The following is a 21,753-nucleotide window of genomic DNA, read 5'->3' on the forward strand; positions in this document are numbered from 1 at the left end:
ATCAAACTGGTATGATCGATAGACGAGAGATCCTGAATGCTGCTGAAGTATCTAATGTCGGCCCCCAAATCGCCGAGAAGGACTACGTCTTGGGGTGGGTACTGTGGGGTATATTCGGGAACGAAGAGCTTGCTGGAAACTGGGTGTTTAAGGGCGGTACTTGCCTTAAGAAGTGTTTCTTCGAGACCTACCGTTTTTCCGAAGATCTGGATTTCACAGTTAAAGATCCGTCTCAGTTGAACGCCAGGTTTCTCGAATCGGTATTCGCCGAGGTTAGCGAAAAGGTCCACGAAGAAACCGGGATTGCGCTGCCGGTTGAATTCAGGCGATTCAAGATCTACGAAAACCAACGTGGTGAGAAAGCCTGTCAGGGGCGTGTCGGATATCGAGGACCGGTATCGCCACGAGGGAACAACGCGCCGAGGATCAAACTCGATCTAATCTCAGACGAACGTATCGCCTTACCTCCTGTTCAAACCCGTATATTCCATCCATTCAGTGACGATCCTGAAAACGGAATCGTTGTGCAGTGTTATGCCTATGAGGAGGTCTTTGCCGAGAAAGTACGTGCCCTGGGTGAGAGAACCCGGCCGCGAGACCTATACGATGTAATCAACCTCTACCGAAATGAGGGTATTCGTCCTGCGGCGAGAGTGCTACTCGATGTGCTACGTTCCAAATGCGAATTCAAAGGAATCGACGTACCAACTTTGGAAATGCTGGAGCCATTCAGACCGGAGCTGGAGGGCTCATGGGAGTCAATGTTGGGACATCAATTACCGGCACTACTCCCAGTGCAACACTTTTGGGATCAACTCGAAGAGTTCTTTCTCTGGTTGTTCGGTGAGCTAATTCCTGAAAGACCTGCTCCGTACACGGGTGAGGAAGGGGAGGAATTGATTCGGGACAGGTATATCTTTAATGCAGTTCCAAGGAGGGCGCGAGCACATCTCGAGGTTATTCGATTTGCTGCCGCCAATCGGATATGTGCTGAATTAGATTACCTGGGTAGGACACGAACAATCGAACCGTATTCGTTGCGACTATCCAGGGCGGGCAACGTTGTACTTCACGCGCATAACGTTGACAAGAATGCCCACAGGAGTTACAGGGTTGATCAGATTGAACGTGCTCGATTGACCAGTACGGCCTTCGTGCCGCGGCACGAGATTGAGTTAACGCCGACCGGGCCATACAAGATAAAACCTACAGCAATGCGCAGGAGTCTATTAGGGTGGCCACGCACCAACTACGAAACCCACGGACCGGTATTCATTCTGGAATGTCCTATGTGCGATCGGCATTTCAAACGTCAGAGGAGGAGGACAACAAAACTCAATCGACATAACGACGAATGGGGTGATCCGTGTCCCGGCCGGTATGGTCACTGGGTTGATACGGAGTATTGAGGGGAACTTTCGAGACCACCGAGGTTCGTACTCAGGACATCTGATTAGTCTTCCGAAATCAACCCCATCGAGCAGATGATCCTTGGCTCAAGTTCTTCGTCGTCTTCCTGTACGATGCAGAGCCGGCCTTCGTCTCGGAGCGCAATAACCAGTTCGGACAGGATTTCGTCTGAAACCCCACTACGTAGTTGTCTGTTTAACGTATCCACCGCAGCCTGCCGCAAGGGATGGCGGTAGATCTCGTCAATCGCTTTGTGTAAAGCGTCAGACTCGAACAAAGTTCCCTGGATGTTGTCGGCGTAGCTCTTAAGCCTTTCGTATGTTCTAAACCTTGCGCCTGACGGCCGACCCAACTGCCCGCCGACACGTTTTTCCGACCTTCGTATATGTTTCGCGGCCTGAGTCACTAGTTCGTGGTGTGTATTGTGACGAACCATCGCCGGTGTATTCGGATCGCATTCGGCTGCACGAAGGATCTCGAACTGACTCTCCGAGATACTTTCACCGTTCCTGTTTACCCACGACAGGGCGTCGTTACCTTGACCAGTCCGCATATGAACAAGTACACCCTCCGGTCGATTCGGGCGTTCATTGTAAGCTTTCGATGAATGAACACCTGACGGAAGATCCTCGATGGTTTTTTTGAGCGACGAATCTGCATCGGTCGCATTGCGCCATATCTGGTACGCATACGAAGATAGATCGACATCCGATTCGTCGTCATCGTCGAGAATACCGGATTTCTCATTGTAAAGGTCGACCACTGTTTTCGTATCCTCATCCTCGAAGAACGCCTCGTCTGTTCCCACGACCTCGGCGTTCTCCTTCAGACGTGTACGTACCCGCGCTCTAAGGCGTATCAAGCGCTCAACACCCTCGACCGGGAGGAATGAATAACAGAGGATTTCTGCTGCCTTCTGGCCAATACGGTCTACTCGGCCTGCCCGTTGAATCAACCGTATGATAGCCCACGGTAGATCGTAGTTTACGACGATAGCACAGTCCTGTAGATTCTGTCCTTCACTGAGCACATCGGTGGAGACAAGGACTCGAATCTCGCCGTGGTCGGTCGCATACTGTCGTTTTTCGTTGCAATCCGGGCTGAATCGCCACGCCAGCGCGGTTGGATCTGCTGAATCGCCTGTGACCGGGGAAGATTCAGAAACGCCACGGACCTTGAGCTGGTTGTCCAGGTATTGCACCGTGTCAGCAAATTGTGAAAAGACCACGACCTTGTGATTCGGGTGTTTCTCCTTCAGGACCTTCTCCAGCGCATCCAGTTTTGCATCCTGCGTCGGTTGCCATGGTCCGGATCTATTGATGAGGTTCGTCAGTGTTTTGGTGTCAGTTGTGAGAACGCTTTTAAGCTCCGTTACGAATAAGTGTGATGGCAACCACCGAAACCGGTTCTTGAACCGACCGGAGTAAAGCTCGTAAATCTCGGCTGCTCTTGTTTTAAAGTCCTCTTCGATATTAAGCCCGGTCACACTGCTTGGGACCTCGTTTTCATCTTCTTCGTCCATATCGAAGATGTTGCCTGTCGCCGAATCCGAATCTTCGTCGTATGACTGTGTATCCAGGATTCCGGTATCCGTTGTCCCAATCGGTAACGGCAGTCCTTGTTCGATGGCGTGAAGAAACACGTAGTTGCGCAGAACATGACGTTCGACCGACAGCATGAAGGAATGGCCACTGCTCTCGAGGCGTTTGAACAGGTTGGTTCGGCAAAATCCCATGAGTCTCTTGCCAGCCCGTGACAGATCTTCGATGATCTTCTTTTCTTCCTGCGAAGGTGCTACGGTCGGTTCCTCCGCAACGTAGTTTCCTAGACCATAGCGAGGAAGTTCAAGGCTGTTGATGGCATCGACCACATCGTCCGAGAATAACCGGGCGTACTGGCTGTCTATTTCGAACTGGACCGTCCTGGGTATACGTGTTGGAAAATAGGATCGACTCCCGTCCTCGAAGGTAAGGTACTTACGGCCATCATTATCGTCAGTGGCAGCATAGTTGTCCTGTATGAAGCTGCGTGTTCTTCGAACGAGGTACAGCCGCATCAGTTCGCGCCAATCGTCCGCGAAGTTGGACTGTTCAAAGGCGGCCAGTGATCGGGCGGGAGCTTGATGACGGCGTATGAATTCCGTTTCGCCGATTTCGCGAAGCATGCGCTCCGGTGATATTCCGAGGTCTTCATGTTCCGGAACGAAGAGTCGTAGCTGGTTGGACAGATCGACGTACGTCTTGTTGTATGGGGTTGCCGACAGCAGGATACACTTACTCTCGTTTTCACTGATGTATTCCCGAATAGCCCTGTATCGCCTACCTTCGCGGTTCCTGAGATTGTGACTTTCATCAATGATTACTACACGATATCGGCGCATCCCGGGCAGTTCGTTTATAGCACGACTGATCGATAACACCCTGGCGCGCAATCGGAATTGCTCCCGGTAATCTTTCCACATGGCCTCCAGATTCTTGGGACAAATGATTAAGGTTTCGAGATTGTGATCGTCCTCGAAAATCCGCGCCAGCGCCGTGGCCATGAGCGTCTTGCCCAATCCAACAACGTCTCCGATGATAACTCCGCCGCGCTTATTCAAATGATGCGCCGCGATCTTTACGGCTGCCGTTTGAAATTCCAGCAGCTTATTTTCGAAATCGTGGGGAATGCGGAATTCGGCGAGTCCCGCCCTGGCTTCCTGCGAAAGATGATACGCCATCTTGAGGTAGATTTGATAGGGAGGTATCAGTTCTTCCCTTGCCCAGCTTGCTTCGATGATCTCAACAAGCTCTTTGGATATATCGATGCACCAGCGATCTTCCCAGCGTGCTTCGAACCACTGAGCTAGTTTCTCGCTGGCATCGTGTTCCATAACATCGACATTTAGTTCTCCCTGTTTGGAGAGTCCGGACAGTGTGAGGTTGCTGCTTCCCAGGTACCCGACGATCGGGTTTATAGGGTCCGGACGAAACAACAGGTAGAGTTTTGCATGCAGCGTGTGCCTGAGGAACAACCTAACGACGACTTTCTTCTCCTTTATCTGTTTGGCAAGCCTTCGTAGTCCCTGTTCATCCGCGTTGCTTGGTGCTCCTGTGGCCAATTGATCTTTGAACTCTTCAGCGAGTTGTTTCTTAAGTTGAATTACCTTCCGGTTGTCCAAGTCCGACTGGCTTTCGGCCAGGCTGCTGGCTGCCCGAAACTCCTCGTGGGGAAGTTGGTGCATTCCCACCAGCAATCGGCAGCAGTGGCCTTCTCCACCACTCCATTTCTCCACGTATTGGTCGATGGATCTCCAGCCACGCAAGTTAAGGTATCCCACGCAGAAGTCTGCACGGTCAGACAACTTCATGGTTTGTGCAAGTGCCGGCAGAAGGGACTGTTCTATGTTATCGAATATCTGAGGCATGTCGGTGTTCCCGAAGAGTTGCTAAAGTCGATTTACAACAGGCAAATTGACCACATTTCGATCAGCAGTCTGAGAGTATGGACGTGTCAGTCCCTAAGCGACGGATCGTAGGGTTGCTTCCGGAACGATTCGAGATCGAACGGAGGGTGATCGGGAGGAATCTTGTCTCTGAGCGAACCAAGGCGGGAGTAATCGATCCGAAAGGGCTTCAGGATGAAACCATCGGGGCTTTCTTTGATTTCAAGTTGGTCGCCCGGACCCACGCCTAGGGCGTCCAGTACGCTAGCCGGGAGTGTGACCTGGCGCTTTGACGAGATTTTCACGATCATTTCAACCTTCTTACCGTACTACCTAGTACTCCCATCCGCACAACCCCGGCACGGGCAGGCGCAGGGTCCGGTCCAGCGCGGACAGCAGTTCGGGGGGACCGTCCAGGTCGTCGGTGACGGCCAGGCCGGTGGCGGGACGGACGCCGAGCCACATACGGGTGAAGGCGCCCACCGAGGCGGTCAGCGTGGGCAGGGCGGGATCGGCGCCGGATTCGGCGCTCGATTCCGGACCGAGCGTGATCACGTACTCCCCACTCAGTCCGCGCCAGGGCGCGTCCGCGTCCAGGTGCTTCTCGATCGGGTCCTTCAGCACGAGGTTGAACCGCGCCGGCGGCCCGTCCAGGCGGGTCTTGGCCATGCAGGCTTCCAGGTCGCAGATCCGGGCCTGCCAGTATCCATCACCCCGGATCAGGGTGTTGAAGGATCCCTTTTCGGACACCATCCTGGCCCGGAAGGGCTGCCTGATCAGGTCCTGGAGTTGCACGTCGGGGGGTTCGACTATTTGAAAAAGCCGGATCTGGTCGCCGAGTGATTTCATGAGCGCGAGCAGTTCCAGGAGCTGGTCCTGGTCCTGGTAGGCGATCATGTAGATATAGCTGGGACCGTGTTCTTCATGGTCGCTGGCCCAGAAGAAGTGGGTCAGTTCGCCGCCGGGACCATCGCAATACCCCAGGAGGAAGGATTTCTCCGCATGATTCAGCTCGACCTGCAGCAACTCCGCGGGATATAACCTGCAGCCGCCGTGGGTAAGCCTGCGGTTCATCATGGCGGCGTGGATCATCTCCCAGTCATCGGCCTTCAGGCGCCTGGGCACGCGGAAGGGACGGTCTACCGTGAGGTCGGCAGGATCGAATCGTACCCTGTGGCCGTAGGGACCCGTGCCGAAGCCCATCAAGTCGTAGAATCCCTGTTCGAACATGGTCAGCGTGCAGATCTCGACGCCGTCCGCGGCGTCCCGGGCGATGCGGTGCGCGGTGACCCGCTGGGCAAGGCGCTGTTTCCGGGCGATGCGGCTGGTCGTTACGCCGACTATGGCGGACATGGAGAGGTCTTCGTCCAGGTACCGGAACGTGCCGCCGGTCGAAGAGGCCTGGCACTCCGCTTCGCCGTTCACTTCGGCCACGTCGGTCCGGGTTTTCTCGAAGAACTGGGGCGCCCACTTGGCCTGTTCGTCGCTGGTGATCCAGTGCACTTCGCGCCAGACCCGGATCATCGCGTCGCGGTCGCGGTCGGCGTCATATGGCCTGATTATCGCCATTCCTCTTCCTTCTACGCTTCGCCGGTGCATTACCTCATGCCCTGAGCTACTCCTCGCCCCGAAGCGTCCGGTGGAGGGCCTCGTTGTCTCTGGCGCCTTCTATTCCTCGCCCGTGATCTACCTCGCGTCCTGAGCTACTCCTCACCCCGAAGCATACGGTGGAGGGTCACGTTGTCGGGCGCGTCCTTGAAGACGTTCCACTCGAGGTAGTAGCCTTCCGGATCGTAGGCGACGAAGGCGCGGTACCGGTCCGTTTCCTCGACCTTCTCCGAGCGCATTTCAAAGGAGCCGTGGCCGCTGACATAGGCGTACCAGTCGTCGATCCGATCCGTCCAGAAAGACATGGTGACGGCCTTCTTCTCCGTGAAGTTGTGCATGCCGCGCGTTTCGTCCACGAGACCCATGTAGCCCGAGGGCGATATGCGGTAGATCTTGGTCCACCCCTGGTCCACGATCAGGTCGAAGCCCATGACTTCTTCGTAGAAGGCCTGGATCGCCGGCATGTCCTTGTAGTAGAACCACACCACGGTCGCCTTGAAACCCAGGCCCGGAGGCACATTGGACGCCCCTTCGGCGGGATAGATGGTCTCGGTCTCGTTCAGCACCGGGATCAGCATCTCGTTCTCGGCGTGCTCGTTGAACCGCTCGAACTCCAGGAGATAACCTTCCGGGTCGATGGCGACGAAACCGTGATGGGGACGCCCCTCGACCGGGTTGTAGGGGAAGCGCATCTCCACGTCCTGGTCCTTCATGTACTCCCACCACTCGTCCAGTTGGTCGGTAATGAGGGCGATGGCGACGGTCTTGGGATCGCTGGCACTGTGCATGCCCATCTCTTCGTCGACGAGAGTGATGAAGGAACTCGGCGCGACGCGGAGGATCTTGGCGAACCCGTAATCGGCCGCCACGGCGAAGCCCAGGGTCTGCGTGTAGAACGTCGTCGCCGCTTCCACGTCGGCGTAGTACAGGAAGACGTTGCTGGCCGTCATGCCGAAATCGTTCATGGGATTCACGGGTGTGGACTCCTCCTCGGGCGGCGCGGGCGTTTCGGACTGGCCGCACGCCGCGGCTATGAGCGCCGCGCAGGCCAGCGCGGCGGTTATCTGACGAACCATGATTCCTCCTTGCGGGGATTTACGGATCGGCCGGGAACTTGCAGTTGCAATATCCGTAACTGCATCTCATTGCGCGTCCACGACGCGGGATTTACGGATCGGCCGGGAACTTGCAGTTGTAATGGCAAACACCGCAAGTGATGGTCAGGTCCTGAAACGCCGAGTCGGCCTCGGCGGCGGAACCGGTCTCCGCGGCGGCAATCAGCGTCTCGGCGCGGATCTGGAAGTCGGAGGCGTAGAACCCGTACCTCGAGGAGTCATACCGCGGCGGCATCGTCGAAATCTCTTCCATGATTTCCTTGAGATGCACTACATCGGCTCCGATCGTCCCCACGGAACTTTCCTCGACCGCCCTGGCGATGCCTTCACAGAGCCGGGCGATCTCTCTCATGTGCTCCTGGCGCGCCTCGGTGTTCGGATCGGGCGGTTCGTTTTCGGCCGGTTCGGCGCCATGACCCTGGCTTTCGCCGCCGCTTTCACCGCCGCAACCCGCCATGGCCAATCCCGAGATTAAAAAGCACGTCAGCGCGGTCATCATGATCCGATAGGAAGGACTCTTCATATAGGTATTCCTCTTCTGAAGAAAGGGAGTTTCCTCGGCGATTCCCGCCGGGAACACACATACATTCCCGGTGGGCATTACGCGTGGGTTCACGCTGGAGCAGACTAAAAGACAGTTCGTTTAACGCACGGATACCGCGTGGACATACGAGCCGATGCGTCCCGTCATGGTAACGCGACCCACTGAATTGTCAACCTGTTTCGATGGAAGATGTGTGGTGCGCCTTATCTGCCAAATTGGCAGTTTTTCGAATCCGAAATATGCCATTTTGTCATATTCAGGCCCGTAATCATCGTGGCATGATGTTTGCATATTACTGTTTTCCAGTACGGAAGAAGTTCAGGCCAATTGAAGCGTACAGGCCGGTTCGTGCGTATAAAGAGGTAAGCAGCCGCGAGACACGGCCGATCGCCCGCCGAATTTGTAGCATTACGCAGGCGCGGCAACCGAACGGCCGCCGCTCGCGGACGCGGAACAAAGGCAGGGAAAGCGAGGTAGAACATGGCTGAAGTCAAGGCACTCCAGGAAATTCAGACGAACCTGCAGGGGGACTCGGTGATCGAGTCCATCGCCGTGTTGCCCGTGCGCAACCTGGTCGTGTATCCTCACATGGCCGCGGCACTGGTGGCCGACCGGCCGGGTTCCGTCAAGGCGCTGGACGAAGCGCTGCAGCAGGACAAGATGGTCATGATCCTGGCGCAGCGGGACCCGGAGACGGATCAGCCCGCGCCTGACGATCTCTACAAATACGGTACGCTGGTCCGGATCTACAAGATGATGAAGCTGCCGGAGGACAGTCTCCACGCGGTTGTCCACGGGGTCTCGCGCGCCCGGGTGACGGAGGTGCTTGAAACGGAGCCCGTCATGCGCGTCCGGGTGAAGCTCCAGGCGGAGCGCCAGGACGAATCCATGGAGGGCAAGGCCCTGGCTCACAACCTGGCGGAGCAGTTCCAGCGGCTTATAGAACTGGTCCCGACCATGTCCGAAGAGTTGCGGATACCCCTGCTCAACCTGGAAGACCAGCCGTCCAAGATGGCCGATTTCATTGCCTTCAACCTGAAGCTGTCCCTTGAAGACCAGCAGGCCATGCTGGAGCTGAGCGACGTCGGGGACAGGCTGAAGGCGCTGACTTTCCTGATCGCCCGGGAGATCGAGGTGGCGGAGACGGGCAGCCGCATACAGTCCCAGGTCGAGGACAAGATGGGGAAGACCCAGCGCGAATACTATCTCCGCGAGCAGATGAAGGCCATTCAGCGGGAACTCGGCGAAGACGGAGACGCCCACGGCGAGGAACTAAAGGATCTGCGCGGGAAGATCGAAGAGGCCGGCATGCCGGACGAAGCGCGGACTGAGGCGGAACGCGAGCTCAAGCGGCTGGAGCGCATCCCGGCCATCTCTCCGGAGTATTCGACGCTGCGGACCTACCTCGAATGGCTGTCGGAGCTGCCCTGGTCCGTTTCATCGGATGATCAGCTGGACATCGAACGGGCCCGGGAGATCCTGGACGAAGACCACTACGGCCTCGAGAAGATCAAGGACCGCATCCTCGAGCACCTGGCCGTGCGCAGCCTGAAGCCGGACCTGAAGGGTTCCATCCTGTGCTTCGTCGGACCGCCGGGGGTGGGCAAGACCTCGCTGGGCAAATCCATCGCCCGCGCCCTGGGCCGCCGGTTCGTGCGCATTTCGCTGGGCGGCGTGCACGACGAGGCGGAGATCAGGGGCCACCGCAGGACCTATATCGGCGCGCTGCCTGGCCGCATCATCCAGAGCATCCGCAAGGCGGGCACCAACAACCCGGTCTTCATGCTGGACGAAATCGACAAGCTCGGGCGGGATTTCCGGGGAGATCCTTCCTCGGCCCTGCTCGAAGTGCTCGACCCGGAGCAGAACGACACCTTCACCGATCACTACATCGATCTGCCCTTCGACCTGTCCAACGTCATGTTCGTGACCACGGCCAACATGCTGGCCGGCATCCCGGAGCCGCTGCGCGACCGCATGGAAGTCATCGAGCTGTCGGGATACACGGAAGAGGAGAAGATCGAGATCGCCCGGCGCTACCTCGTCCCGAGGGAACTGGATACGCACGGGCTCTCCACCGAGGACGTGGTTTTCGACGATCGCGCGATCGGCCGGATCATTGCCGACTATACCCGGGAGGCGGGTCTGCGCAATCTGGAACGCAAGATACGCACGGTGGCACGCAAGTCGGCCCGTTCGGTCGCCGAAGGGCAGGCTCCCCCCTTCCCGGTCTCCGAAGATGAGCTTCACCGGTACCTGGGCCCGCCCGAGTACTTCTCCGAGACCGCGGAGCGCACCGGAGACCCCGGCGTGGCGATCGGCCTGGCCTGGACCCCGGCCGGTGGCGAAATCATGTTCGTCGAAGCCAGCAAGATGGCCGGCGGCAAGGGCCTGACGCTTACGGGCCAACTGGGCGACGTGATGAAGGAATCCGCCCGGGCCGCCCTGACCTATGTCCGGTCGCACGCCGCGGACTGGCAAATCGATCCGGCGTTCTTCGACAGGCACGACATTCACATCCATCTGCCCGTGGGCGCCATTCCCAAGGACGGACCTTCCGCCGGCGTAGCGCTCGTGACGGTGCTGACCTCCCTGCTCACGGGACGGCCGGTCCGGAACGACCTGGCCATGACCGGTGAGGTCACCCTCCGCGGCAAGGTCATGCCCGTCGGCGGCATCAAGGAGAAGGTCCTCGGGGCGATGCGGGCCGGCATCACCACCATCATACTGCCCCGCAGGAACGAGAAAGACCTGGACGACGTGCCCGCGGCCGTAAAGGAGAAGCTCGGCTTCTGCCTGGTCGACCGCATCGACCAGGTCCTGGAACTGGCGCTCATGGACGAACCCGTCGACGATGAGCCCGTCGACACACCGGAAAGCGACGGGACATGGGCGGAGAGCCTGGAAGGCGGGGTAACGGTTGCGACCCGGGACGCGAATCTGAACTGAGCGGCCACGGCGGGCGCATGGCGACGGCGGGCGCATGGCGACGGCGAGCGAAAACCGGGAAGGTGAGGGGCGAATCCAGCCGGTAACCGTCCTGTGTTCGATGCGGGCATGGCTCAAGACGCGGGGAAGAGGCAGGTCTCAGGAAGGCTTAAACGATTGACGCCGGGAAGCGCGCCCGGTATTATGCATAGTCGAATCATGCAGGACTCTGATCGTATAGAAAGGGAGATTGGCATGACGGAGAAAAGAAAGTTCGGCGGCCTCACCGGCGCGGCACTGCTCATCACGGGCATGGTGCTCGGTGGGCTGTTCATATCAAACTGGGACGCTTCCGTCGTCGAACGGGACGAATACCGGTCGATCACGCCGGTCGTGGCCGCGGATCAGCGGTCGCTTCAGGAATTCAGCGAGACTTTCGCGGGTATCGCTGAAAAGGTAAAGCCTTCGGTGGTGCTGATACGGAGCAAACGCGTGGCCAGACAGGCGCAGCAACGGTTCTGGAACCCCTGGGAAGAGTTTTTCGGCGGCGGACCGCAGCGCGATAGCCAACCCCGACCTTTCCGGGGCCTGGGATCCGGCGTCATCGTATCGGAAGACGGCTACATCCTGACGAACAACCACGTGGTGGAGGGGGCTGACGAACTGACGATTCAGTTGTCTGACGAGCGCGAGGTGGAAGCGGAGATCGTCGGCCTGGACCCCCGCACCGATCTTGCCGTCATCAAGGTCGGTTTAGGCGATCTTCCCGTGTTGCCCTTCGGGGACTCCGACAAGCTGCGCGTGGGCGAATGGGTCATGGCCGTGGGCAATCCCTTCGGGTATAACCACACTGTCACGGCGGGCATCGTCAGCGCCAAGGGCCGGAGCAGGGTGCTTCCGCGGGACCAGAACACCTACGAGAACTTCATCCAGACCGACGCGGCCATCAATCCCGGGAACAGCGGCGGCGCCCTGGTCGACCTCGACGGTAATCTCATGGGCGTCAACACGGCCATCGCTACCAGGACGGGCGGATACCAGGGCATCGGTTTTGCGATTCCGGCCAACATGGCCCGGAAGATCATGACCCGGCTGGTCGAGGACGGGCGCGTCACGCGCGGTTACCTGGGTGTAATGATCAGGAACCTCGATGAGGTCGTGGCGGAGTCCATGGGGATCGAAAGCACAGTCGGTGTGCTCATCGAAGGAATCACGGACGACGGACCGGCGAAAGATTCCGATCTCCAGCGGGAAGACGTGGTCATTGCCCTGAACGGGAAGGAAGTGGAGGATACGGACGACCTTCGCAACCGGATCGCGGATATGGCACCGGGCACGGAAGTCGAACTCGATGTGATCCGCGACGGAGCGCCGAAGAATGTTACCATAAAACTGGGCGAGTTGCCCGATGGCGATCCCACGCGCACCGCGTCGAGAGAGGGTTCGCCGAAGAGTCCTGCGTCCAATCTCGGCATCGACGTAATGGATGTTGCCCGGGAATGGACCCGCTATTACGAATCGGGGTCGGGTGTGGTGATTGCACAGGTACGCTCGGGCAGCGTAGCCGAGGACAAGGGGCTTCGCCGGGGCGACCTGATTCGCGAGGTGAACGGCGGTCCGGTGTCCAGCGTACAGGAATTCCTGGCCGTTGTCCGGGAGTTCGATGCCGGGCAGGCCATCCGGTTCCGGATACAGCGCGGCAGCGCGCAATTCCTGGTGGGCCTGCGGATCCCCGAAGAATAACACAGGGGCGGCGTGTCCTGCTTGCACGCCACGCGTCCCACATCAGCGGAATATCGATCGACACTTCAGAAAACGCGGAGCGCCTTCCGCGTTTTCTTCATAATGGGCCTTTCACCCGACGGGTATGGGTACCCGAATCGGTACGGCCGGGGTACGTACTTCCAGATGAAACCTCCCGTAGCGCTCGTAATCCTGGACGGCTGGGGCATGGGTCCCCGAAGCGATGCCAACGCCGTCCTGCTGGCGGATACGCCGAACTTCGACAGGCTGTGGCGACGGTATCCCCGCACCCTGCTGAGCGCGTCAGGCGAAGACGTGGGGCTGCCGCCGGGGATCATGGGAAACTCGGAAGTCGGCCACCTCAACCTGGGCGCCGGAAGAGTGGTGCGGCAGGAAGTAAGCCGGATCAACGGAGCCATCGATGACGGCTCCTTCTTCGAGAACGCCGCGTTTATCGAAATGCTGAAGTGGCTTCGGGAAACAGGAGGCCGGCTTAACCTGCTCGGCCTCACGTCGGACGGCCTGGTCCACAGCGCCGAAAGGCATTACCTGGCGCTGCTCGAACTGGCCGGGCGCCAGGGTGTGACAGGCGACCGCGTCCTGGTGCACGCTGTCCTGGACGGGCGGGACACGCCGCCGCAGAGCGCACCGGGCTACCTCCGGACGCTCCAGGAAGCCGTCGACCGGCTGGGCGTGGGACGCATCGCGACCGTGACCGGGCGATACTACGCCATGGACCGGGACAACCGGTGGGAGCGCGTGCGCAGGGCCTACGAACTCTTCACAGAGGGCAGGGGCAGCCGGGCCGGCACCGCGGAGGAAGCCGTCCGGGCGGCCTACGCCCGGGGCGAAACAGACGAGTTCGTCGCACCCACCGTCGTGGCACCGACGGAAGACAGTTCCACGAGCGTGATCGCGGACGGCGACGGACTGATCGTGTTCAATTTCCGGGCCGACCGCGGCCGGCAGATCGTTCGACCCTTTATCGAGCCGGCCTTCGACGGATTTCACCGCGGGACCGTGCCGGATGTGCGCGTCGTCACCATGACGCCCTACGATGCGCGTTTCGACGTACCCTGCGCCTTTCGCCCCCCGGAGCGCATGCGCGGGATCCTGGGCGAGACGATCAGCCTGGCCGGCCAGCGGCAGCTGCGCGTGGCGGAAACCGAAAAGTACCCCCACGTCACCTATTTCTTCAACGGCGGCGACGAACAACCCTTCCAGGGCGAAGACCGGATCCTGGTTCCCTCGCCGCGGGACGTCGCCACCTACGACGAAAAACCCGAAATGAGCGCGCCCGAGGTCGCGGCGCAGGTTTCCCGGGCCCTCCGCGGCGGAGAATACGACTTCGTCCTGGTGAATTTCGCCAACCCGGACATGGTGGGGCACACGGGCTCGCTCCCGGCGGCTGTCGCCGCGGTGGAGACGGTGGACCGTTGCCTCGGCGAGGTGATGGATGCGATCGAATCGACCGGCGGCGGGGCGATCGTCACGGCGGATCACGGCAACGCGGAGGTGATGGTGGATCCGGAAACGCGCACGCCTCATACGGCCCACACCACGAATCCCGTGCCGCTCATGCGCGTGGGCGGGAACTCCCAAAAAGCCGAGCTGCGGACCGGAGGCCGGCTGGCGGACGTGGCGCCGACCGTGCTGTCCATGATGGGCATCCCCCGACCGGAGTCGATGTCGGGCACGGACCTGGCCGGGGACCATGCACAACGCGGCGGCCATGCCTGTCACGCACGGCCGGAGGCGATGTCAGGCACGGACCCGGCGGCGGATGCGGGCAGGAACAGTGAGGGGACGGACGAGGCATGAAGCGGGAATTGGTCATAGGCGTCGATCTGGGCGGGACAAACGTCAACAGCGCCGTGGTGGGTGACGGCGGCCGCATATCCCACCGGGCCTGGCAGTCCATATCGGGCAGCCGTACCGCCGGCGAGGTGATCGACCGCCTGGCGGCCTGCGTCGAAATGACCATGGATTCATGCGGACGAGACCGGGTGGCCGGAGTGGGTGTGGGTACGCCGGGCCTGATCATAGAGGACACCGGCACGGTGGTTTACGCGCCCAACGTGCCGGAGTGGGTGGATCTTCCCCTCCGGTCGATTCTCCGTGACCGGCTGCGCCTGCCCGTGACGATCGAGAACGACGCCAACGCGGCGGCTATCGGCGAGCACTGGGTCGGTGGCGCCTCCGGTCACGCCAACATCGTATGCATCACGCTCGGGACGGGCGTGGGCGGTGCGATCATCATGGACAACGAAGTATGGCGGGGCTCCAACGGCGCGGGCGGCGAGATCGGCCATATGACCGTCGTGGAGAACGGAAGGATGTGCGGCTGCGGCGCGCCGGGCTGCCTGGAAGCCTACGCCTCGGCGACGGCCATCGCCGGCCGGGCGAGGGAGCTGCTGCGAAGCGGGCGCCAGAGTATCCTGACGGAAATGGCCGATGGCGACCTCGACCGCATCGACGCCGCGATGATCGCCGAGGCGGCCCACCGGGGAGACGAGACGGCGTGCGAGGTGATGCACCGGTCCGCCACGCTGCTGGGCACGGCCGTGTCCAGCCTCACCAACCTGCTCAATCCTGAACTGATCGTAATCGGAGGGGGCGTCATCAAGGCGGGCGATCTGATCTTCGACCCCGTCCGCGCCGAGGTGGCCCGGCGGGCCTACAAGTGGTCGGCCAGCATACTCCGGATCGTGCCTGCCCAACTAGGTGACGACGCCGGTATCATCGGCGCCGCCCGGCACTTCATGCAGTCCCGTTCCTCGATCTCCTGAACCGTCCTCGCGGAAGACGACGGTCCGGTGCTAGCAGCTCGGCTCTGTGGATGCGCCGGCCTGGACGATCTCCTTATGGGTCTGCAGAATCAGCTCCAGGGCATTGACCACGGACTCGAATTGCTCCAGGTCCCATTTGCCGGCTACTCTTAAAGCCGCCTCCCTGGCAACCCGCCAGAACCGCTCCGTGGCTTTCTGTCCCTGCTCCGTCAACTCGCAGACGACCACCCTTCTGTCCTTCGGATCCCTGGCGCGAGTCACCAGGTCCTTGCTCTCCAGCCGGTCTACGATCGAGGTCGTGGCGGCCAGGGTATTCCTCAGATAGTAGGAGATCATCCCCATGCGCGTCGGACCCAATTGTTTCAGCAAGACCAGGGTATTGAACTGGGAAATCGACAGATCCATGCCCTGCCACTCATGCAGACGGCCGCTGTACATGATCCGGTTGATTTCCTCTACAGCATCCAGGTAGCGGGTTGAAACCTGATTCCTGCGTTCGTCATCCACGTTCATCCACCCGGTATCAGCCAAGTAGTTACGATTCTCAACTAATCTGTGTAAGAACTATATAATATAGTAATATTTGTCAAATTAAACTTTTGGCTCCTGGAGTGGCCTCTTGCAGACGCGCTCATGTGCCGTTCCAGGACGCGCTCATGTGCCGTTCCAGGACGCGCTCATGTGCCGTTCCAGGCCAAGCGATGGCGGGTTTCGGTTCATGCCGGCCGGATGGGAGACCATCACGATCAAGCCGTTTCCGGCGTGTCTGAGGGTGTTCGCTTCGCGGGTGAGTATGGGCAGGAACGCCCGGTAACAGGAAGACCGCCTTTTCCGCTCGACGGTCCGGTACTTGCTGATCAGCCTGGGATTGAAACTGCCTTGGAGATTACGGCGGGATTACGGCGGGGCCGGGACGCCCCTGTTTGTCGTCCTGGCGGACTTCCATTTCTGAGGGAAAGACGAAGGCATGGCCGGACACGGGAAACATGGTACCGGCTCCGTGCTAAGCTATCGAGGCAACGGCTTTACGAGTCTTCGGATGTTCGAGGCACCGGCTATTTCTTAAAACGCTGATCTGCCCTGTCTGCATCAGATAAACCTTGTCCTATGGCTTGTCTTTCAACTGGCTCGAAACGACCGATGCCTGAACTTCCTTTTCCGCCCTCCATAACAGTTCCAGGGACTCCACCACCGATTCGAATTGGTCTAAATCCCACTTCTCGGCCACCTTGTTCGCACGAATCGCGGCAAGATGCATGAACTGCTCCGTGGCCTTCCTGCCGCGTTTGGTCAATTCACAAATAACCACTCTCCGGTCATCCGGATCCGAACTTCTTCGAAGGTATCCCTTGCCAACCAGGTGGTCTACGATATTGGACGTATGCGACAGCTTGCTACCCAAGTGACTTGCCAGGGTACCCATCCGGGCGGGTCCGTAATAATCAAGCAGAACCAGGGTGTCGATATGGTGCGCATTCAGATCCAGTTTCTTCAGTTCGTCCGAACGTCCACTGTACATCAGGCGATTCAGATGTTGGATCACGCATACGAACCGGTCTGTCAACTTCCCTCTGCGGTTTTCTCCTGTTAATACGCTCATACCCGCTAATCCTTGATACGCGTTCAACTATCCGTTATGACTGCTGCCGGACTCAGGGTTGATGCCGATCATCGGTTGACAGATGACCGGAATGAGATCGATCATTACGGACAGTTTGTTAAGTATAGTTAAATATGGTTAAGTATAACGGAAATAGTGTGACCCGTGTGTGAACAATACGCTCCTTAAAGGGTATATTGTGCGAACAACTCGCTTTACCGATGGGACCTGCCGGGATGCCCACCAATACCGTCGAGATGTCCACCAATACGATGATACGCGCATGCAGTAACGCGGTTGCGGTATGGGCACGAGATTGGCAAAACCCTCAAACTCCCCGTAAATACGGAGCCTTCGTGAATTTGACTGATTTATCGCTTGACTTTGTATTGTACAATTGTACAATATATAAATGGAGGTTTCGGCGTGAATATGGTCATCGACACATCGGCGATTATCGCTTCCGTATTGCGGGGTCCGGAAAGAGACCTGCTAGCGAAGGCCGCTTCGGGGCATGCTCTCATTGCGCCGGACTTCATCCGATGGGAAGTCTGCAATACCTTTTCCGTCATGGTCCGGCAGAAAGCCATCGACGCCCGTGAGGCGCGCACGACGATGGAGATCCTCGATAACATTCCCTTGCGTTACGTGGACGTGGACATGGCCAGCGTCCTCACGATCGCGTCCCGGTTGAAGGGGGTGGCGGCCGACGCTTTTTTTCTGGAGACCGCCCTCCGGTACAACGCCCCCCTGTTGACGCTGGACCGTTCGTTGGCCCGCGCCGCGGGGTCACTCGGAATCGAAGTGGTTCGCCTGGAGGATTGAGGGAGTTCCGCGATGGACGTCTATACCTATTCTGAAGCCAGGCAGCATCTGTCGAGCCTGCTCGACGAGGCCGAATCGACGGGAAAGGTCATCATCCGCCGGAAGGATGGCCGAAGGTATGCCGTCGTCCCCGAACTGCCTCCCGCTTCGCCGCTGGATGTCCCGCTGGCCGGGACGGACCTCACGGCGAAGGAGGTAGTCAAACTCGTGAGACGCCAGCGTATCAGAGGCAAGAGGTGGGGTCGCGATTCGGAAAAGTAAGCGGCTTGGGGACCCGGTTGGACCCTGCCCGGGCACGGCAAGGCGCGTTTTCGGTTGCGTATCCGCCGTGATATGCATAGATTACCCGTGTTGAGCGTTGTTCATTTCCGGGAGAATCCGTTCATGATCAGGCGATTCACCATCCTCATCCTCTTCCTCGCGCTGTCGTCTCCGAGCACGGCGGTCGGCGCCACGGCCGGCCTGTGTATGACGGAAAGGTCCGTGTCGCCAAACGGGATGCCGGCGGAAGGCGCGCATGCGTGCTGCGCGACGGCCGAGGCACCGGAAACTTGCGAAGCGGGGATGCTGGCCATGTCCTGCTGCAGCCTCGAACCGGCTCCGTACCAGGAGACCGGCGCGGGTGCGCTCCCTGCGTACTCTCTCGTCCAACCTGATCAGCCGGATTTGTCAACACCGCTGCGGGGTCCTCACGCGGCCGAACCGGAGGTCCATGTCTCCAGGGTTTCACCGGAGATGGATACCACCCGGTCCCCGCCACCCTTGCGCACGCTCTTCTGCACCTACCTCATTTAATACCCCGCTCTGATTCCGTTGGGCACCAACGCGTCGTGCGACAGACACGACCGTAGCGGGCATCTTGTATCCGGGTTAATCGTGCAGCCGGACAGGAGGTGTCTCGTTGTCCGGGCCGCCCGACGATTCCTGTCGTGATATCCGCGAGTCGCAATGTGCTCAAATGTCGCACCAGGATGCGTTCCAATGTCGCGCCGGGAATCGCTATATAGTAGCACGCACGGCCCGCAACGACTAATAACAAACGATCCATATCAACCCAAGGAACTGGCCTATGTCCGTATTCCTACGATACGCGGGCGTTTTGGTCGCGATCATCGTCACTTCAATTGCCGTCCTGGCTGTCGCCGTCCAGCCGGCCCGGGCCCAGACGCCGCGGCTCGAGGCCCTGGTCGCCGAGGCCCTGGACCGCAACCCGGCCCTTCAGGCGGCCCGTCATCGCCGCGACGCGGTGGAGCAGGAGGAGCCCCAGGTCACCTCGTACCCGGACCCGGCGTTTACGTACACGCGGTGGCTTTCCTCGCCGGAAACGCGCGTCGGACCGCAGAGAAACGTGCTGGCTTTCGGCCAGAAGATCCCATACCCGGGCAAACTGAGCCTGCGCGGAGCCATGTCGGGCGAGAAAACGGCCGCCGAAACAGCCCGCATGCAGTCGATCGCCCGCGACATCACCCACGAAGTGAAGCGCGTCTACTACGACCTTTACCGGGTAGACCGGTCCCTGCGCATCCTAGACGATTACCTCGTCATGCTGGAGACCTTCACCGGCGCCGCGGAGGAGAAGTACGCGACCGGGGGCGGTACGCAGGCGGACGTGCTCAAGTCCCACGTGGAAGTGTCGGAAATCCTGAAGCGGCGCATCGCGCTGGAGGGCGAGCGCGTCGCCCTCGCGGCCCGTCTCAACGCAGTGTTGAGCCGCCCGTCCGATACCGCCGTCGACCAGGTGGCGGCTATAGACACCACGAGATACGCCCGACCCAAATCCCTGGTGGTCGAAAGGGCGCTTGCCGTCCGGCAGGAACTGGTGGCGGTCGACGCCCGGATCCGCCGGAACGAACTGGGCGTGCGGCTCGCCCGCCTCGCCAGCCGACCGGATTTCACGGTGCAGGCATCCTATATCACCGTCCCCAGGGTCGGGGGCAATGCCGTGTCCGACGCGGGGAAAGACGCCTTAGGCGTCATGTTGAACGTGAACCTGCCCCTGTTCAGGAAACGCATCCGGGCCGAAGAGCAGGAGGCCGTGGCGCGGGTGGAAGAAAGCCGTTACATCAGGAAGAACATCCAGGATACCGTCGCGGCGGAGGTCGCCGAGGCCTACGGGCGGCTGCGCCACTCCGGACGGGCCCTGGCCGTCTACGAGCAGGGCCTGATCGCCCAGGCGGAAAACAGCGTGCTGGCGACGCTGGCCGCGTACCAGACGGGACAGATGGACTTCCTGGATCTGCTCGACGCGGAACGCATGGTGCTGCGCACCCGGCTCGGGTACGTGGCGGAAACGGCGAACTACCGTAAGTATTTGAGTCTGCTGGAAAGAGCCGCCGGGGGTTCGCTCCCGTAGGCGCAGGAGGTAAACCATGAGCATCATCAGACGAATACGCGGCCGCGTATACCGGACGCTGCTCCTCGTGCTGCTGGTTGTCGTTCCGGTAGCCATAGCCGGGGGATGCGGCGACTCCGAAACGACCGTTCCGGAGAGCGACGGCGCCGAAACGGCGCAGACCCAGCTCTGGACGTGCGGCATGCACCCGAACGTCATCGCAGAAGAACCTGGCCAGTGCCCCATCTGCGGGATGAACCTCACGCCGGTCAAACGCACGGACGAAGTGGAGGAGCCGGCGGCCGACGGCGCGGGCAGTGAATCCGAAATGGATCACGCGGGCGAACATGGTGAAATGGCCGCGGCATCCACGGACGAATCCGCGCGCACATCCCGCGACGCCGCCATCGTGATCGACCCGGTCACCATTCAGAATATCGGCGTGCAGACCGCGCCGGTCCGGGAGCGTCCGCTGACCCGGTCCATTCGGACCGTAGGACATCTCGACTACAACGAGGAGCTGTTCTCCCGGATAAACGTCAAATACCCCGGGTGGATCGAACGGCTGTACGTGAACGAGACGGGGCAGCAGGTACGCGCGGGCGATCCCCTGCTGGACATCTATTCTCCGGAACTGGTGGCGGCGCAGGAAGAGTACCTCCTGGCCTTTCAGAACCTCAGGAACCTGGAGGGCAGCGAGTTCGAGACCATCGCGAAAGGCGCGGTGTCGCTGCTGGACGCCTCGCGGCGCCGGCTGCTCTACTGGGACGTGACCGAAGCGCAGATCCGGGAGCTGGAAGCGCGCGGCGCGATCACCCGCACGCTGACCATCTACGCGCCGTCGAACGGAATCGTCGTGGAACGCATCGCCGAACTGGGCATGCGCGTCACGCCCGGCATGGATATGTACCGCATGGCCGATCTGTCCACCATCTGGGCCTTCGCCCACGTCTACGACGCGGACGCCCCGTGGCTGAGTCCGGGGCTGACAGCCGAAATGGAGCTTCCCTACAATCCCGGAAAGGTCTATCGCGGCAGGATCGACTACATCTATCCCTACCTGGACCAGGCATCCCGGGATATCAAGATCCGGCTGGTGTTTCCCAACCGGAATCTCGAACTGAAACCCCAGATGTACGCCAACATCCGGCTTTCCGCGCGGGGCCAACGGCCCGTGCTCGTCATCCCGGGCAGCGCTGTGATCCGCAGCGGCGAGCGCGACGTGGTCTTCGTAGCCCTCGACGGGGGGAGATTCGAACCGCGCGAGGTAACCCTCGGCATGGAGGGGGAGGACGGCTACGTGCAGGCTGCGAGCGGTGTCAGCGCGGGAGAGCAGGTCGTGACGTCGGCCCAGTTCCTCATCGATTCGGAAAGCCGGCTCCAGGATGCGATCCAGAAAATGCTCGACCACCGGATGATGCATTGACCGGACCGC

At 60.0% G+C, this 21,753-nt stretch carries 17 protein-coding genes; 10 read left to right on the plus strand and 7 right to left on the minus strand.

The genetic code is table 11. The features are described 5' to 3' along the window. Window positions 1-11: 11 nt before the first annotated feature. Window positions 12-1,409 carry a nucleotidyl transferase AbiEii/AbiGii toxin family protein gene (locus tag OXG98_18730; protein MCY3774048.1) on the plus strand — a complete coding sequence of 466 codons (1,398 nt, stop codon included), beginning with the start codon at window positions 12-14 and terminating at the stop codon, window positions 1,407-1,409. 44 nt (window positions 1,410-1,453) lie between these two features. Here the strand turns inward: OXG98_18730 and OXG98_18735 are convergent, their stop codons facing one another. From OXG98_18735 to OXG98_18755, 5 genes are all read right to left on the minus strand, one after another. After that, window positions 1,454-4,816: a helicase-related protein gene (locus OXG98_18735; GenBank protein ID MCY3774049.1), complete on the minus strand. Its 3,363-nt coding sequence runs from the start codon at window positions 4,814-4,816 to the stop codon at window positions 1,454-1,456. A gap of 86 nt (window positions 4,817-4,902) precedes the next feature. After that, window positions 4,903-5,145, minus strand: coding sequence for an AbrB/MazE/SpoVT family DNA-binding domain-containing protein (locus OXG98_18740; protein ID MCY3774050.1), 243 nt, complete (start codon window positions 5,143-5,145; stop codon window positions 4,903-4,905). A gap of 22 nt (window positions 5,146-5,167) precedes the next feature. Next, window positions 5,168-6,403, minus strand: coding sequence for a GNAT family N-acetyltransferase (locus OXG98_18745; protein MCY3774051.1), 1,236 nt, complete (start codon window positions 6,401-6,403; stop codon window positions 5,168-5,170). Window positions 6,404-6,537: 134 nt separating this feature from the next. After that, complete coding sequence (locus OXG98_18750; GenBank protein MCY3774052.1) at window positions 6,538-7,518, minus strand: VOC family protein; 981 nt, start codon at window positions 7,516-7,518, stop codon at window positions 6,538-6,540. Window positions 7,519-7,609: 91 nt separating this feature from the next. Then, complete coding sequence (locus tag OXG98_18755; GenBank protein ID MCY3774053.1) at window positions 7,610-8,080, minus strand: hypothetical protein; 471 nt, start codon at window positions 8,078-8,080, stop codon at window positions 7,610-7,612. Window positions 8,081-8,581: 501 nt separating this feature from the next. Here OXG98_18755 and lon point away from each other — a divergent pair. The 4 genes from lon (at window position 8,582) to OXG98_18775 (ending at window position 15,561) form a co-directional block, all read left to right on the plus strand. Then, the gene (gene lon / locus OXG98_18760) at window positions 8,582-11,050 is read left to right on the plus strand and encodes an endopeptidase La (GenBank protein MCY3774054.1); all 2,469 of its coding nucleotides are present in this window, start codon (window positions 8,582-8,584) and stop codon (window positions 11,048-11,050) included. Window positions 11,051-11,284: 234 nt separating this feature from the next. After that, a complete protein-coding gene (locus tag OXG98_18765) occupies window positions 11,285-12,772 on the plus strand; it encodes a DegQ family serine endoprotease (GenBank protein ID MCY3774055.1) in 1,488 nt (495 codons plus the stop codon). 165 nt (window positions 12,773-12,937) lie between these two features. Next, window positions 12,938-14,593, plus strand: a complete 1,656-nt coding sequence (gpmI, locus tag OXG98_18770) for a 2,3-bisphosphoglycerate-independent phosphoglycerate mutase (GenBank protein ID MCY3774056.1) — start codon at window positions 12,938-12,940, stop codon at window positions 14,591-14,593. Next, window positions 14,590-15,561 carry an ROK family protein gene (locus OXG98_18775; GenBank protein MCY3774057.1) on the plus strand — a complete coding sequence of 324 codons (972 nt, stop codon included), beginning with the start codon at window positions 14,590-14,592 and terminating at the stop codon, window positions 15,559-15,561. The genes gpmI and OXG98_18775 overlap by 4 nt, the downstream gene beginning before the upstream one ends. 30 nt (window positions 15,562-15,591) lie before the next feature. On the opposite strand, the gene OXG98_18780 is transcribed toward OXG98_18775, so the two are convergent. Further along, on the minus strand, window positions 15,592-16,092 hold the full coding sequence (locus OXG98_18780) for a MarR family transcriptional regulator (GenBank protein MCY3774058.1): 501 nt from the start codon (window positions 16,090-16,092) through the stop codon (window positions 15,592-15,594). Between the two features lie 574 nt (window positions 16,093-16,666). Further along, window positions 16,667-17,161 carry a MarR family transcriptional regulator gene (locus OXG98_18785; protein ID MCY3774059.1) on the minus strand — a complete coding sequence of 165 codons (495 nt, stop codon included), beginning with the start codon at window positions 17,159-17,161 and terminating at the stop codon, window positions 16,667-16,669. Between the two features lie 432 nt (window positions 17,162-17,593). Here OXG98_18785 and OXG98_18790 point away from each other — a divergent pair, with 432 nt between their 5' ends. The 5 genes from OXG98_18790 to OXG98_18810 all read left to right on the plus strand — a co-directional run bounded on the left by OXG98_18790 (window position 17,594) and on the right by OXG98_18810 (window position 21,744). Next, entirely contained in the window at window positions 17,594-17,986 is a 393-nt protein-coding gene (locus tag OXG98_18790; protein MCY3774060.1) for a type II toxin-antitoxin system VapC family toxin, read from the plus strand. Between the two features lie 12 nt (window positions 17,987-17,998). Then, entirely contained in the window at window positions 17,999-18,247 is a 249-nt protein-coding gene (locus tag OXG98_18795; protein ID MCY3774061.1) for a type II toxin-antitoxin system Phd/YefM family antitoxin, read from the plus strand. A gap of 123 nt (window positions 18,248-18,370) precedes the next feature. Continuing rightward, window positions 18,371-18,781 (plus strand): hypothetical protein, encoded by a 411-nt coding sequence (locus OXG98_18800; GenBank protein MCY3774062.1) that lies wholly within the window; start codon window positions 18,371-18,373, stop codon window positions 18,779-18,781. Window positions 18,782-19,055: 274 nt separating this feature from the next. Further along, complete coding sequence (locus OXG98_18805; protein MCY3774063.1) at window positions 19,056-20,339, plus strand: TolC family protein; 1,284 nt, start codon at window positions 19,056-19,058, stop codon at window positions 20,337-20,339. Between the two features lie 16 nt (window positions 20,340-20,355). Next, window positions 20,356-21,744: an efflux RND transporter periplasmic adaptor subunit gene (locus tag OXG98_18810; GenBank protein MCY3774064.1), complete on the plus strand. Its 1,389-nt coding sequence runs from the start codon at window positions 20,356-20,358 to the stop codon at window positions 21,742-21,744. The last annotated feature ends 9 nt before the right edge of the window (window positions 21,745-21,753 follow it).

The organism is Gemmatimonadota bacterium (assembly GCA_026706345.1).
Classification (GTDB): domain Bacteria; phylum JAAXHH01; class JAAXHH01; order JAAXHH01; family JAAXHH01; genus JAAXHH01.